Below are 14616 nucleotides of genomic sequence, written 5' to 3'. Positions count from 1 at the left end.
AATTTAACGACTAATCTTTATATGATGCACATTCATTATTTGCAAACCTACTACTTACCAACTTTAAGTATCGCTAAAAACGCATCTTGTGGTAATTCAACGTTACCCACTTGTTTCATACGTTTTTTACCGTCTTTCTGTTTTTGAAGTAGCTTTTTCTTACGCGAAATATCACCGCCGTAACACTTGGCGATTACGTTTTTACGTAATTGTTTAACCGTCGTACGAGCGATAACGTGCACGCCAATAACGGCCTGAATAGCAATATCAAACATTTGACGTGGTATTAATTCTTTTAGCTTATCGGCTAACTGGCGACCACGAGTTTGAGCAAAATCACGGTGACAAATCATTGCTAATGCGTCAACGCGTTCGCCATTCAATAATATGTCAACACGAACCATATCGGCTTCTTGGAAACGAGTAAAATTGTAATCCAACGATGCAAAACCACGACTTGTTGATTTTAATCTATCAAAAAAGTCCATTACGACTTCAGCCATTGGTAAGTCATAGCTCACAGATACCTGTTTACCGTGATAGCTCATCGCGGTTTGTGTACCACGCTTTTCAATACATAAAGTGATCACATTTCCAAGATACTCTTGCGGTACTAAGATATCCGCTTTACAAATTGGTTCCCTAATTTCTGCAATATCATTAAGCGCTGGTAATTCTGACGGGCTATCAATTGAAATCACGTCGTTATTCTTTTTAAGAATTTCGTAGTTTACCGTTGGCGCCGTGGTGATTAGATCTAAGTCATATTCACGTTCTAAACGCTCTTGAATAATTTCCATGTGCAACATACCAAGGAAACCACAGCGGAAGCCTAAACCTAGGGCTGTTGAACTCTCTGGCTCATAAAATAATGACGCATCATTAAGACTTAATTTGCCTAATGCATCACGGAATGATTCATAGTCGTCTGAGCTAACAGGGAAAACACCCGCATAAACCTGAGGTTTAATTTTTTGGAAACCAGGTAACGGCGCTGAAGCTGGATTAACCGTTGTGGTTAATGTATCACCTACTGGTGCACCTAAAATATCTTTGATACCAGCAATAATAAAACCAACTTCACCTGTACCAAGCGAACCTGTGTCTGTTTGTTTTGGCGTAAAGATACCAATTTTATCAATTTGGTGAGATTCACCTGTCGACATTACTTTAATCTTGTCGCCTTTCTTTAGTTTGCCGTGTTTGATACGAACTAAAGAAACAACACCTTGGTATGGGTCAAACCAAGAATCAATAATCAAAGCTTGAACTGGTTGGTCAGGCTCTCCAACCGGTGGTGGAATATTTTTAACGATGTCTTCTAGAACGTCTTCAATACCTAAGCCTGTTTTAGCGGAGCACTGCACGGCATCAACAGCGTCTATGCCAACGATGTCTTCAATCTCTTCAGCAACACGCAATGGATCAGCTTGAGGTAAGTCAATTTTATTTAGTATTGCACGAACTTCTAAGTCCATTTCAATCGCGGTATAACAGTTCGCAACTGTTTGAGCTTCAACACCTTGACCAGCATCAACAACAAGTAATGCACCTTCACAAGCCGCTAACGAACGAGAGACTTCATAAGTAAAATCTACGTGTCCTGGCGTATCAATGAAGTTTAGCTGATAAATTTCGCCATCCTTTGCTTTGTAATTAAGCGTTACACTTTGTGCTTTTATCGTAATGCCGCGCTCGCGTTCGATGTCCATCGAGTCAAGTACTTGGGCTTTCATCTCACGATTGGTCAAGCCTTCACAATGCTGAATAAGACGATCTGATAACGTTGATTTACCGTGATCGATGTGGGCGATGATACTAAAGTTGCGAATATGCTTCATAAATTACTGTATTTTACCTGTTGCCGTTAGGGACCAATCAAATTGTTAGTCTCTGAATATAAGCGAATTAATGCTGACGCTGATTAGCTTTAGCGATGTTCTTTGATAAATCTAAGACTCGCTTCTAATTTAAAGCTGCGTAAAAAGGGCGCAATTTTACACGTTTATCTACTGCCACTCCACTTTTTTAATCGATATTTAGCTATCAATAGATTTAATCGCAATACTCTGCGGTTTAATTGATAACAATTGCGGAAGGTATTTGTCTTCTGGCATCCGCGCTAACTTTTGCTTTGCCCAATAGAATCCTATAAAGCCACCAAAGAACGTTGATAAAATCACTAGCCCTTCATTAACTTCGATGAATCTAGGCAACCAGTATTGAGTTGTTAAACAAAATAATAATGCGACAAAAATTGGCATTAAATAAATCCAAAAAGCACCTTGAATCAAACTTTCTTCAGGGATGCCAATTTCAACTTCATCGCCTAATTTAGCGTCTAACGTGTTGGCGACTTCATTAATCACAGATTTGCCCGCAAAGGCCTCGGCAATGCTACTCGTTCCGCAGTTACTTTTGGCTGCACATGACTTGCAAGTAGATTTTATTGCGGTCTCTACCCAAATGGTCTCGTTCTTCTGCTGAATAACAATTCCTAACTCTTTAATCATGTTATTTGCTTTTCACACCCATCGCTATGTTAAATGCAGTTTCTGCTGGCATCATTCCCACTACAGTCACGTCGTAGCCGTCAGCATGAACCATAACAAATGAAGTCGCGCCATCTTGCAAAACGAGCGGACTGTTAAAGCTTTCTATTGGTCGTTGAACATATACCGAATACTCAACAAGACCATCGCTATATAAATAGTAATCGGCCACTTCTCTATTGATTGAAACATGATGACGGTCACTTTTAAGTAATTCAAAACCTTTCGGGACGTAACCCATTTGCCAATTATTGGTTTGCTGATTCATCGCAACTGCCGCATTTGGTATTTCTGGCAAATCTAACGATGCTAACTTTCTAATTTCATCATTTGGTTCGGTTAAATAAGACAGATGTGTCATTAACACTTGTTCAACGACTTCGCCCTTCTCGTCGATATAAGCTAATCTCAACGGCAAACCACTAATAACATCAATCCACACCCAAAAATTATAAGTTTCTTTGGCCACCGACTCAATTCGAATCAGCTGTGCTGAACGTCCTGCTATTTGACTTTTACTCACCAAAACAAACTGATAACTGTCAGCTAATGAGCTAAAATCCTTATAAAATATTGCTGGAATAAAGTTACGAATGCTGGTGCCTTTAACTGAATAAGGCTCTTTATTCGCTTCAAAATAAGACAGAGTGTCATTCTTGCGGATAATCGCAATGCCATTGCCGATCAGTGGCGAGACCCTTTCAATTTCAACAGATTTACCGGACTCCTCTGAAAAGAAGCCATGTGTCCATTGATAGGACTCGGTCTTACTGCCTTTAATAGTCACTATACCTGCTTCAAAATTACTTTCGGTTAAAGCGGTTTGTAATCGTTTTAGCCAGTATGCAGCATTGATCTTTTCACCATTTGCAGACTCGAGTGTTGTTGGACTGACGTTAGGTAAACCAGCATTCAACACATCTAGCTTAGGCGTCGCTGCCAATGATAGTTGACTAAAAAAAACAAAAAACACTAAAAATAAATTACGCACTAAATACAATTCCCTAACCAATTATTGATACGGTAGATACAAAAAAGCCTGTCGATGACATCACAACTAGATGATAACACCACAGGCTTCTAGAGTTTAAAACATTTGTTAGATGTTTATTGCTCGATGTCTTGCTCTTCTTTCTCTCGCTTAACTTGATCATCTGTCGATCTTAATTGCTGATGATGATCTGCCATTAACGCATTAATACGAGACTGAGTCACTTGATTCGCCGTCGGCTTTTGTTTGAAACTATCACTGGATAATGACACAGGTGACAAACCTTGAACTAATGGTACAGGGCTGAGTACTGGCGATGTCAATTTATCTTGCCCAGGCTCCATATTGCTTACCCCAACAACTGCTACTAAGGCAACAGATGCTGCAATGGCAAATTGTGCCCCACCTTTTAACGCCTTGTGTTGACCTAACTGCACGACTTTTTGACTGACACGTTGATACCACTTCGGATGTTTAGCTATCGACGCTACATTACCTTCATCCAACTGATCCACCATAGGTAGCTCTATGTCCGCAATTGCTGCTTGAATGCTATTTACAAAAGTATCGTCTATAACTAACTCTTGCTCTTTTCTAAGCACATCACCGATCAAGGCGTAACGGCCAAATGCTTGGACTGAGTCTTGATCATCTTTTATGTTATTAAACGCTTTATCTAATTCAGAATTAGTTAACTCGTTATCTAACATAGCTGATATAGGTTCTTGGTGTTTATTCGTCATAATTACGAACGGCTCCATTTAACGGTTTTCAAGTAGCGGCTCCAATTTAGCATCGATGGCATCACGAGCACGAAATATTCGTGAACGAACGGTACCAATCGGGCATCCCATTGCAGTTGCTATTTCCTCATAACTCATCCCATCGATTTCTCTTAGCTGAATAGCGACTTTAAGCTCTTCAGGTAACTCTTCAATGGTATTGAAAATTACATGTTTTATTTCGTCAGTAAGCGCTAAGCTCTCTGGCGACGCATTTTCACGTAGCGCTTCATTTGTTTCATAATACTCCGCGCCCTCTGCATCCACATCTACATTGGCAGGCCTTCGACCTCTTGCCATTAAATAGTTTTTTGCACTATTTACCGCAATTCTATATAGCCAAGTATAAAATGCTGCTTCACCTCTAAATCCAGGTAAAGCAGTGTATGCTTTGATAAAAGCATCTTGAGCAACATCTTGAACATCGCCATTGTTGCCCAAGTAACGGGATACCAAACTAATAATTTTATTTTGATATTTACGTACTAATAAATCAAATGCCGCTTTTTCGCCTGCTTGCGCTCTTCTGACTAATCCTAAATCTTTACTCTGCTCGCTCATTTCGAGCACTACTCCCAGTTTTAGCTAGCGACTTAAGTCTGCTAATATCGCGTTTTGCTGTCTCTATGACTGCGTAATAATTAAAAAGTTCTATTTTTTTTGATTTTTTTTATAAAATAGACGTACATGAGCTTAACACAATGACTAAATTGGTAAATTTTTAATGTCGAATGAAACGCAACACTTCACAGATTGTTTGGTAATTGGCAGCGGTGCCGCCGGCTTAACCTTAGCGTTAAGTATTGCCGATAAAGCCAAAGTAATAATTTTAAGTAAGTCGGCATTAAAAGAGGGATCTACGTTATATGCTCAAGGTGGCATAGCTGCAGTGTTCGATGAAAATGACAGCATTGAGTCTCATGTTCAAGATACGTTAATTGCGGGTGGAATGCTGTGTGACGAGCAAGCTGTTATTCATACAGCAAGTCATGCAAAAGAATCGATGCAGTGGTTAATTGATCAAGGAGTTCCATTTGATCAAGTAACCGGCCCAGACGGCGCGAGCAAATATCATCTAACTCGAGAAGGCGGCCACAGCCATAGAAGAATATTACACGCTGCAGACGCCACTGGTAAAGCAGTTCAAACCACGTTATTAGATCGTGTAAAAGCTCACCCCAACATTCGTTTATTTGAGCGTTTTAACGCATTAGATTTAGTCACCACTCCAAAACTAAATAAGGCATCGGCAAGCGCAAATAACAAAGTTCATGGTGCGTACGTATGGAACCGGAATGAAGAACGAGTAGAAGTTGTTCATGCCAAGTTCATCACACTGGCAACAGGCGGCGCAAGTAAAGTGTATCAATACACCTCGAATCCAGATATCGCCAGTGGTGATGGCATTGCCATGGCTTGGCGTGCGGGTTGTCGAGTGGCAAACATGGAGTTTAATCAATTTCATCCAACTAGCCTTTATCACGAGAAGGCACAGAACTTTCTAATTTCCGAGGCCATGCGAGGTGAAGGTGCAAAGTTACGACGACCTGACGGTAGCCGATTTATGCCGGACTTTGACGATCGAGCAGAACTCGCGCCAAGAGATATTGTCGCTAGAGCTATCGATTTTGAAATGAAACGTTTAGGTGCAGATTGTATGTATCTAGACATTACTCACAAAGATGAAGAGTTCATTTTGGATCACTTCCCTACTATTTATGCTGCATGTTTAAAAGTAGGCATTGATATCACTAAAGAGCAAATTCCCGTTGTTCCCGCAGCTCATTACACTTGTGGTGGTGTGATGACGGATTTAACAGGAAAAACCGACATCGATAATTTATTTGCCATCGGTGAAGTAGCTTACACGGGTTTACATGGTGCAAACAGAATGGCGAGTAATAGCTTATTAGAGTGTATTGTCTTTGCTCAAGGTGCCGCCGAACAAATATTGGCTAATTTAGACGAGCCGTTAAATGATATGTGCATTCCAAATTGGGATGAAAGCTTAGTTACTACATCTGCTGAAGATATTTTAATTAGTCACAACTGGCATGAACTCAGACTATTAATGTGGGATTACGTCGGTATTGTTCGCTCTAATCGCCGCTTGAATAAGGCATTAAAACGTATTGAATTAATAAAACAAGAAACTGATGAGTTTTACGCTTCCTTCAGAGTGAGTAACAATTTACTCGAATTACGAAACTTAGTTCAAGTTGCCCAGTTGATTGTAATAAGTGCGCTATCCAGAAAAGAAAGCCGAGGCTTGCACTACAATATTGACTACCCTGACACCTTACCCAGTTCAAGCCCAACCGTCTTAGAGCCAAACTAACTTTGCATATGACTTTCATTAAAGGCATTTAACGGTGCCTTTAATAATAAATTTAATAATCGCCACTGCTTAATCGACACTTGATCGCTAAAAAGCCATAACAACTCAAAGTCCTGTAGTCGTTCCCCTTTCATACAAATTAATGCAACTGGGCCAACTGAACCACCAAACATTTTTGATAATCGATGGGCGTAAATGTTTTTCCGTATTTTATGTTTGCTGCGCATCAATCGATTTAGCAATGCAATAAAGAGCGCTATAAGTGTTAATTCGAAACCGATTAATAAAGCGAGTGTTAGACAGTACAGGAAGTGCCATTTTGAAACGGCTGTTATTTCTAATTCAATAGAGTAGTTGGGTGATGGTAAATATGAGCGACTATTGTTCATATGAACAGTTTAGCCGCTAATTAGTATTAAGATACTTTTACACGGTTCAGGATTATTTTTAATACTCGATCTAACGCTTCGTCTTCACACGGTTTATGACCCATAAACCAAGCAAATAAATCAGGATCTTCACAAGCTAATAGTCGTTGGAACGACGCTTTGTCATCATTTGATAATGCGTCATAGGCTTCATCAACAAAGGGTTCAAGCAAAACATCTAATTCAAGCATTCCGCGTCGACATGCCCATTTTAATTTAGGTTTAGAGTCCAATTGAAACTTTTTTCCACTTTTATCTACGTAAACTACTTGTGCTTTTGCTTCTGTCATATCTACATTTCACTATCTTTAACGATGATTTGTTGATTATACCGAGCATTTTCAAAAAGGTGTCAATGTTTTTTGATGTTCGCTAAAATAGCCTTGTTCTAACACAATTCATCCCCATTAATAGAGATTATTAATTTTTAAGCCGAAGCTCATGACTAATATTGTTTCACTATCAAAATTTGCGGTAATAAAACTCAGCGGTGAACAAAGCCACTCTTTTTTACAAGGGCAAGTAACTTGTAATGTCGATGATATCAGCAAGCGTGATTGGCAAGCTGGTGCGCATTGCAATGCTAAAGGCAAGGCTTGGTCCACCTTTGTTGCGTTTGAGCAAGATAATGATATTTATCTTATTATGACTAAAGAAAGTGCCGAGCCGTCATTAGCAGAACTTAACAAATACGGTGTTTTCTCAAAAACTGAGATTTCAGATGATAGCAGCAATTGGCACCTATATGGCACAACAGAAGCCCACTCTGAATTAAAAAGCATCGAATTAGCACCTAATCATTTTTTAATTTTAAGTAGACAAATGATTGATGGTTGCGAGCAGGATGACGGTTCATGGTGGTATAACGAAGTAATGTCTGGACGTGCACACCTATTTGCCAATACTTCGGGTGAATATGTGCCGCAGATGATAAACCTACAAGCGCTAAACTATATCTCGTTTAATAAAGGCTGTTACATGGGCCAAGAGATGGTTGCTAGAATGCGTTATCTGGGTAAAAACAAACGCGCACTATATATTGCTGAAATTGATGGCAAATATGAGCTAACGCCTGGTCATGACGTATATAAAGCTATGAACGGCAACCGTCGTTCAGCGGGTAAAGTTATTAACAGTGCCTTTTTTAATGGCAAAACAGTATTTCAACTGGTGTTACCAAACGATACAGATTTAACCGACACAATTTATTTAGACTCTGAGAATGATGAACAACTGCGTTTATTACCTCTCCCATACTCACTTGAACAAGACTAAGGATCCTTATGAAGATCGCACAAAACACAGTTGTCACTATGCATTATGCAGTTAAAGACAAAGAAGATAACCTAATTGATAGCTCATATGACAACGATCCATTGGTGTTTATCCAAGGCTCTAAGTTTTTAATTGAAGGGTTAGAAAACGCATTAAATGATCACGAGAAAGGCGATACATTTGAAGTAGCGGTAGATGCAGAAAATGCTTACGGTCCTCGAATGGACGGATTAGTGCAGCGTGTAGGCAGTGAGATGTTTGCCGATTTTGAAGTTGAAATTGGCATGCAGTTACGCGCTAGTACTGATAATGGCGAGCAAACAGTCATTGTTGTCGACAAAGATGATGAGTCGGTTACCGTTGACGGCAACCATCCATTAGCCGGTGTTGACCTTAAGTTTGATGTTGAAATTTTAGACGTTCGTGCGGCTACTGCAGATGAGATCGCGCACGGTCACGTGCACGGTGCCGGCGGTTGTGGCCACGCTCACTAAGCGTAAGCCTATTTAACAATTTTTTATAAATTGCATGCCCCAACGAGTTTATTTGTTGGGGCTTTTTATTTTCTGACAGCGTATCATTTACTTTGCTTTTTAACCGCCAACTAAAGTAATCTGTTTTTTGGTCGACATTTATACTAGCCCTCTCAATAATAAAATAATAAGAATTAAACGGCATGAAATCTTTTTGGTTAAATCTAAGCCTAAGGTGGAAGTTGCAACTTGGCTTTATGGCCATTGCAATGATCACGACTATTTATAATCGCATTATTGCGTCTAACGAATTAAAACGTCTAATCAGCTTAGTTGAATCATCAACGTCAAACCCTGATCTACATAGTCAAATGCAAAGACAATTAGAGTCTTTTTACGTTAATTCAATTTGGGACTCGTTGCTGCAATTTAGTTTGCAATTTTTTATTATTATGGTGGTGGCAAAGATCTTTGTTGCGCCTATTTTAACTTTGCTAAAGTCGCTTGAGGCAATAGAACGTGGCGATCTTACCAAAACCGTGATTATTCATTCCAAAGATGAAATTGGGGCGTTAGAAGCTCACTTTAATTTAGTGTTAAAAAAGCTAAATTCTATTCTTACAAATGTAGAATCCTCTACCGTTCACATGGGCCAATCAGCATTTCAAATTGCCGCCATTTCCAATGAAATAGAGTCTATGAGTGAGGCTGAAAAAGCAAAAGAGCAAGAAATTAATCTTGCAACAAGCAAGGTGCATAAAGTGGCAACGCAGGTTCAAAACATTGCACACCAAGCCAATAGTAAATCAGAAACTGCCGAACATCAGGCGAATAAGAGCCTAGTTTCATTAAATCAATCTGTTCAACAACTTACGGCTGTATCTACAAACATTGGTGATACGTCAACTCAAGTCGAAGAAATTGTCGAGTTTAGCCGAAATATAAATTCTATTTTAAGTACGATTAAAGATATCGCATCACAAACGAATTTATTAGCACTGAATGCTGCTATTGAAGCGGCGAGAGCCGGTGAACAAGGCAGAGGCTTTGCCGTTGTAGCAGATGAAGTTCGTAGTTTGGCGGTTCGATCGCAAAATTCAGCGGAGCAAATTACTGAAATATTAGATGAGTTGTTGTCCAAAGTGACTAATGCACAATCTTCAATGAAGTTCTTAGTGGATAACATTAGCAAAAGCCAAGCTCAAATCACCGAAACAGCAAACGCCGTTCAAATAATGCAAACAGATATCATTACCACTTCCGAATTAAATAAAAGCATAGAAGAAGTGGTAAACGAGCAAATTGACAGTTTTAACGAGTTAAATACTCAGTTACATTCACTGTTTTTAACCATTTCCATGAATAGTTTAAAAATTAGCAACTCGGCAAATATATCCACTACATTAAATAATCTGACCTCTAATCTTCAGAGCCAACTGTCTGGACTAATTATAAATAAAGAGGAAGCAACAGAGTCATCGTCCACGAGGCGAGCTAACAATGAACGAAGACGTACCCTCCGCGTTCAGGCACACAGTCTAATTCGAATTAAAGGTAAGTTCGGCCAGTTAGATGGTGTATCAAATTACATTAGTGAAAATGGTGTTGGCGCGCTACTAACAAGAGCCATTCCAAATTTAAGTGACAACGAGCCAATCACTTTGGAATTGAGGCTACCTCAAAAGACTCTAGCTGAATACCAGCAAACTAAACCGATAGAGCTAGCTGCGCATATTGTTTGGCAAAAAAATAATAATGGTCAGATAACTGTCGGTATTAACTTCGACAGTACAGGTAATTCTGAGCGCTCAGCCGTCCAGAAAAATATCCAATTTTATAAAAACTAATAGGTAGCTGTCGCACTATGTAGTCTCAATAAAATCGACCCAATTGATGAGTAGTTCCGTTAGATCTGTGGTGCTACAACTAGACTTTAGCTCCCAATCCATAATACTAGTATCTTCGGTGTGTTCGGTGTCTTGATCAAAGCAACTGTTGTGTTGTATGGTTACGTCATCTCCATCAATACTTAGAGTCCACTCCTTGTATAGTATCGATGGAAGTTGTTGCTCTATTTGCGTTATGAGTAGTTCAATATCTCTTGTCTCTTTTCTTGCTGGTGAGAAAACAGAATTTAAAAAGTTTGCGACGGCTACATGTTCTCCCGAAATATCAACAAGGTGTACTCGTTTATGTGTGTCGTAAACAAAATCTACATCCATTTTAGGTCCTAGTTGGTAAAGTAGTAAGGTTATACCTGAGGTTTAAGTATAACAATAAACTACAGATCGCCCGAAAGTTTGTAAGACATATCTCACAAGCATTACAGACTTAACGGAAAATACCGCTTAATTGATCACCCACCAATCCATACACCATTGTTTTAAAAAGACTTTTTCTTTAGCTTGAATATTAAAATTTTAACAAATAATTATTTTATCTTTTTCATTATTCTTAGATTTAAATTTCTCGATAATATAGACAGCACTTAACGACGAGAGTGCAACAGGATTTGTCACACAAGGAATGGAACCGCTGGATGCGATTAAGGAATTTGTTAGGAGTGCAGGAGCATAATTCTAACGGAAAGGAATAAGGAAGGCAGGATGCCAGGAAGAAAAGGATTGGATACGTAGGATGCGTTAAGGATAGAAAGGGGAAAGCAAGGAGCTTTAATAGGGATATTGAGGATTACAAGGAGCTGGACTTCAAAGGAATTGATAGCATGGAGCCTATAAGGAAGACGGACTGAAGGATTCAGTTTTAGGATGCCGGAAAGTATATAAAAGAAGCAGCTTAGGCTGCTTTTTTTATACCTAAAAACAAAAAACGCCCGTTAAGGCGTTTTATAAATTTAAACAAGTTTTAGATTAAATGATTAAGGCATCATTTGATCTTGGTCTTCGCCTTCTTTTTCTACCACTGTCGGCATTAAGTCTTCTTTGCTAATACCTAAGCTTAAAGCGATTGAACTAGCAACGTATACTGATGAATACGTACCTATTACTACACCGAATAATAATGCTGTTGCGAATCCCTTGATAAGTTCACCACCAACAACAAGCAATGCCACTAAAACTAATGCAGTTGTAATGGACGTTACCATAGTACGATTAAGTGTCTGTGTTAAAGAAACGTTGATGATTTCTTCTGGCGAACCTTCGCGTAACTTTCTGAAGTTTTCACGTATCCTGTCTGATACAACTATGGTGTCGTTAAGTGAATAACCAATAACAGCCAGAATTGCAGCCAATACCGTTAAGTCAAATTCAATCTCTAAGGCACTAAATAATCCAAGGGTAATAATTACATCGTGTGCAAGGGCTGATACTGAACCTAATGCAAAACGCCATTCAAAGCGCAGTGCAACATATATAAGTATACAAATTAGCGCAGTAAGCATTGCTAATCCGCCTTGATCACGAAGCTCATCACCAACACTTGGTCCAACAAACTCTATGCGACGTTTTACCGCTGTTGAGTCCATTTCTTGAAGCGCAGACATAATCACATCACCTATCATGGCAGCTGTGATCTTTTCACCATTCGCTTCACCTTGAGATTTCTTTTGAGGAGCCAAACGAATTAATACGTCCTTACTTGACCCAAAATTTTGGACCGTCGCATCACCAAAGCCAATGTCATCCATAACTTTGCGTATTTTCGTTAAATCAGCACTTTTTTCAAATGAAACTTCAATCAAACTACCACCGGTGAAGTCTAAGCCCCAATTCATACCTTTAGTTACAAACGAGCCTAAAGCAGCAATGATAAGAAGTATTGACAACGCACCCGAGTAACGGCGAATTGACATGAAGTTAATAACTTTTGAGTCTAAATTCAATAATTGCATTTTTTATTCGCCTTATCAGATAGATAACTTATCAATTTTCTTGCCGCCCCATACTGCATTTACAATGGCACGAGTACCAACAATTGCAGTAAACATAGAGGTTGCAATACCGATTGCTAATGTAATAGCAAAACCTTTAATAGGACCCGTACCAACTGCAAACAGTATTATTGCTGCAATAAAGGTAGTGATATTGGCATCAGCAATCGTTGAAAATGCACTATCATAACCGTGGTGAATCGCTTGTTGAGGGCTACGCTTTTCTTTTATCTCTTCTCTAATTCGTTCGAATATTAGAACGTTTGCATCAACCGCCATACCTACTGTTAGAACAATACCTGCAATACCAGGAAGTGTTAAAGTGGCACCAGGTATCATCGACATAACGCCAATGATGAGTACTAAGTTTGCTGCCAACGCTACGTTTGCAACTAAGCCAAACTTTTTATAGTAGAACAACATGAATACAAGAACTAAAGCAAATCCTAGTAATACGGCACTCATACCCGCGTTTATATTTTCTTGTCCTAAGCTTGGTCCAACTGTACGTTCTTCAACAATCTGAATAGGTGCGATAAGAGCACCCGCACGAAGCATTAATGCTAAGTTATGCGCCTCTGCTGAAGTGTCGATACCAGTAATAGAAAAGCGTCGGCCTAAACGGCTTTGAATCGTCGCAACCTGGATAACTTCTTCAACCTTTTTAAGTTTTGAAACTCCATTCGCGTCTTTTTGCTCAGTCGGCTTATATTCGATAAACACAACGGCCATTGGGTTACCAACATTGTCTTTGGTCATTGCCGACATTTTGTTACCACCTTTGGTATCTAAATTAATAGTTACTTGTGGCATGCCGTACTCATCAAATGAACTTTGCGCATCAACAATATGATCACCCGTTAAACGAACTCGTTTTTCTAATAAAATTGGACCCCGTTTAGAGTTTTCATAAAGCTTAGCGTTTGGCGGCACTCTTCCGTTTAATGCCGAACTAATATCACCATTTGGATAAACCATTTTAAATTCTAGCGTTGCGGTTGCGCCGAGGATTTCTTTAGCTCTCGCGGTATCTTGAACCCCTGGTAATTGAACAACAATACGATCTTGGCCTTGGCGTTGAACTAACGGCTCAGCGACACCTAATTCGTTTACTCGATTACGAATTATGGTAATATTTTGGTCCACAGCGTATTGACGAGTCTCTTTTATTTTTTGTTCGCTCATGCGGATCAATAAGTCAGCTTCGTCGGTATTGCTGTCTTCAGAAACTACTAAATCTGGGTAACGTTTGCTAAGAAAACTCTCTGCTGAATCTAAATCTTCTTCACTGCGCATTTCAACTCTAACGGCGTCAAGCTTGGCTTCTCTTCTAACTGAACGATAACGTAACTTTTCTTCACGTAAGTCAGCTCTAAAGTCTTGGACCATTTGTGTGTAAGATTTATTCATGGCTTCGTTCATATCAACTTCCATTAAGAAGTGAACACCGCCACGTAAATCTAAACCAAGTTTTAATGGGCTAGCGCCGAAAGCTTGCAGCCATTTAGGAGTTGCTGGCGCTAAGTTAAGTGCAACAATGTACTTTTCACCTAACGAATCACCAATAGCTTCTTTTGCTTTTAACTGATCTTCTTCATTTTTTAAACGAACTAAAATACGATCTTCCGCAATTTCACCGGTTTTATAAGGAATATTAGCCGCGTCTAATTTACTAATAACGTCATCTAAAATAACTTCATTAACTTCGGCACCACGAAGACCCGACACCTGGATAGCAGGATCTTCACCATATAAGTTGGGAGCAGAATATAAAGCGCCGATGAGTAAAACCATCACCACCATTATATATTTCCACATTGGATATTTGTTTAACACGAACTAACCCTTTTCGATTTTCAAATATAAAAAAACCAGCCGACATCCG

General features: G+C 39.3%; 14 protein-coding genes. 4 read left to right on the top strand and 10 right to left on the bottom strand.

Annotated elements, in window-relative coordinates; genetic code table 11:
• Positions 1-50: 50 nt before the first annotated feature.
• From lepA to rpoE, 5 genes are all read right to left on the bottom strand, one after another.
• The gene (gene lepA / locus J9318_RS04010; RefSeq protein WP_210561457.1) at positions 51-1841 is read right to left on the bottom strand and encodes a translation elongation factor 4; all 1791 of its coding nucleotides are present in this window, start codon (positions 1839-1841) and stop codon (positions 51-53) included.
• Positions 1842-2039: 198 nt separating this feature from the next.
• Positions 2040-2513 carry a SoxR reducing system RseC family protein gene (locus J9318_RS04005; RefSeq protein WP_210561451.1) on the bottom strand — a complete coding sequence of 158 codons (474 nt, stop codon included), beginning with the start codon at positions 2511-2513 and terminating at the stop codon, positions 2040-2042.
• Between the two features lies 1 nt (position 2514).
• Entirely contained in the window at positions 2515-3543 is a 1029-nt protein-coding gene (locus J9318_RS04000; protein ID WP_210561449.1) for a MucB/RseB C-terminal domain-containing protein, read from the bottom strand.
• Between the two features lie 116 nt (positions 3544-3659).
• Positions 3660-4286 (bottom strand): sigma-E factor negative regulatory protein, encoded by a 627-nt coding sequence (locus J9318_RS03995; RefSeq protein ID WP_210561447.1) that lies wholly within the window; start codon positions 4284-4286, stop codon positions 3660-3662.
• 18 nt (positions 4287-4304) lie between these two features.
• Positions 4305-4886, bottom strand: coding sequence for an RNA polymerase sigma factor RpoE (gene rpoE, locus J9318_RS03990; RefSeq protein WP_210561445.1), 582 nt, complete (start codon positions 4884-4886; stop codon positions 4305-4307).
• A gap of 163 nt (positions 4887-5049) precedes the next feature.
• Between rpoE and nadB the strand changes: the two genes are divergently transcribed.
• A complete protein-coding gene (gene nadB, locus J9318_RS03985; RefSeq protein WP_210561443.1) occupies positions 5050-6663 on the top strand; it encodes an L-aspartate oxidase in 1614 nt (537 codons plus the stop codon).
• Here nadB and J9318_RS03980 read toward each other — a convergent pair.
• Both J9318_RS03980 and J9318_RS03975 read right to left on the bottom strand, forming a co-directional pair.
• On the bottom strand, positions 6660-7052 hold the full coding sequence (locus J9318_RS03980) for a hypothetical protein (protein ID WP_210561440.1): 393 nt from the start codon (positions 7050-7052) through the stop codon (positions 6660-6662). The genes nadB and J9318_RS03980 overlap by 4 nt on opposite strands.
• A gap of 26 nt (positions 7053-7078) precedes the next feature.
• A complete protein-coding gene (locus tag J9318_RS03975; protein WP_210561439.1) occupies positions 7079-7381 on the bottom strand; it encodes an FAD assembly factor SdhE in 303 nt (100 codons plus the stop codon).
• 151 nt (positions 7382-7532) lie between these two features.
• On the opposite strand from J9318_RS03975, the gene ygfZ reads away from it, so the two are divergent.
• From ygfZ to J9318_RS03960, 3 genes are all read left to right on the top strand, one after another.
• The gene (ygfZ, locus tag J9318_RS03970; protein ID WP_210561437.1) at positions 7533-8366 is read left to right on the top strand and encodes a CAF17-like 4Fe-4S cluster assembly/insertion protein YgfZ; all 834 of its coding nucleotides are present in this window, start codon (positions 7533-7535) and stop codon (positions 8364-8366) included.
• A gap of 8 nt (positions 8367-8374) precedes the next feature.
• Positions 8375-8860: an FKBP-type peptidyl-prolyl cis-trans isomerase gene (locus J9318_RS03965; protein WP_210561435.1), complete on the top strand. Its 486-nt coding sequence runs from the start codon at positions 8375-8377 to the stop codon at positions 8858-8860.
• Positions 8861-9042: 182 nt separating this feature from the next.
• Positions 9043-10686 (top strand): methyl-accepting chemotaxis protein, encoded by a 1644-nt coding sequence (locus J9318_RS03960; protein WP_210561434.1) that lies wholly within the window; start codon positions 9043-9045, stop codon positions 10684-10686.
• A 15-nt stretch (positions 10687-10701) separates the two neighbouring features.
• On the opposite strand, the gene J9318_RS03955 is transcribed toward J9318_RS03960, so the two are convergent.
• From J9318_RS03955 to secD, 3 genes are all read right to left on the bottom strand, one after another.
• Complete coding sequence (locus tag J9318_RS03955) at positions 10702-11061, bottom strand: YacL family protein (RefSeq protein WP_210561431.1); 360 nt, start codon at positions 11059-11061, stop codon at positions 10702-10704.
• 656 nt (positions 11062-11717) lie between these two features.
• Entirely contained in the window at positions 11718-12692 is a 975-nt protein-coding gene (gene secF, locus J9318_RS03950; protein ID WP_210561425.1) for a protein translocase subunit SecF, read from the bottom strand.
• A gap of 15 nt (positions 12693-12707) precedes the next feature.
• Positions 12708-14567: a protein translocase subunit SecD gene (gene secD / locus J9318_RS03945; protein WP_210561423.1), complete on the bottom strand. Its 1860-nt coding sequence runs from the start codon at positions 14565-14567 to the stop codon at positions 12708-12710.
• Positions 14568-14616: the final 49 nt, after the last annotated feature.

The organism is Psychrosphaera aestuarii (assembly GCF_017948405.1).
Classification (GTDB): domain Bacteria; phylum Pseudomonadota; class Gammaproteobacteria; order Enterobacterales; family Alteromonadaceae; genus Psychrosphaera; species Psychrosphaera aestuarii.
Note: the sequence above shows the minus strand (reverse complement) of the source record. Positions and strands in the feature narration are given on the sequence as shown.

Excerpts from the sequence above, each read along its gene's own strand:
- J9318_RS03960 (WP_210561434.1), top strand. The coding sequence starts at position 9,043 with ATGAAATCTTTTTGGTTAAATCTAAGCCTAAGGTGGAAGTTGCAACTT.
- rpoE (WP_210561445.1), bottom strand. The coding sequence starts at position 4,886 with ATGAGCGAGCAGAGTAAAGATTTAGGATTAGTCAGAAGAGCGCAAGCA.
- J9318_RS03980 (WP_210561440.1), bottom strand. The coding sequence starts at position 7,052 with ATGAACAATAGTCGCTCATATTTACCATCACCCAACTACTCTATTGAA.
- nadB (WP_210561443.1), top strand. The coding sequence starts at position 5,050 with ATGTCGAATGAAACGCAACACTTCACAGATTGTTTGGTAATTGGCAGC.
- J9318_RS03975 (WP_210561439.1), bottom strand. The coding sequence starts at position 7,381 with ATGACAGAAGCAAAAGCACAAGTAGTTTACGTAGATAAAAGTGGAAAA.
- J9318_RS03955 (WP_210561431.1), bottom strand. The coding sequence starts at position 11,061 with ATGGATGTAGATTTTGTTTACGACACACATAAACGAGTACACCTTGTT.
- J9318_RS03995 (WP_210561447.1), bottom strand. The coding sequence starts at position 4,286 with ATGACGAATAAACACCAAGAACCTATATCAGCTATGTTAGATAACGAG.
- secF (WP_210561425.1), bottom strand. The coding sequence starts at position 12,692 with ATGCAATTATTGAATTTAGACTCAAAAGTTATTAACTTCATGTCAATT.
- J9318_RS03965 (WP_210561435.1), top strand. The coding sequence starts at position 8,375 with ATGAAGATCGCACAAAACACAGTTGTCACTATGCATTATGCAGTTAAA.
- J9318_RS04005 (WP_210561451.1), bottom strand. The coding sequence starts at position 2,513 with ATGATTAAAGAGTTAGGAATTGTTATTCAGCAGAAGAACGAGACCATT.
- lepA (WP_210561457.1), bottom strand. The coding sequence starts at position 1,841 with ATGAAGCATATTCGCAACTTTAGTATCATCGCCCACATCGATCACGGT.
- ygfZ (WP_210561437.1), top strand. The coding sequence starts at position 7,533 with ATGACTAATATTGTTTCACTATCAAAATTTGCGGTAATAAAACTCAGC.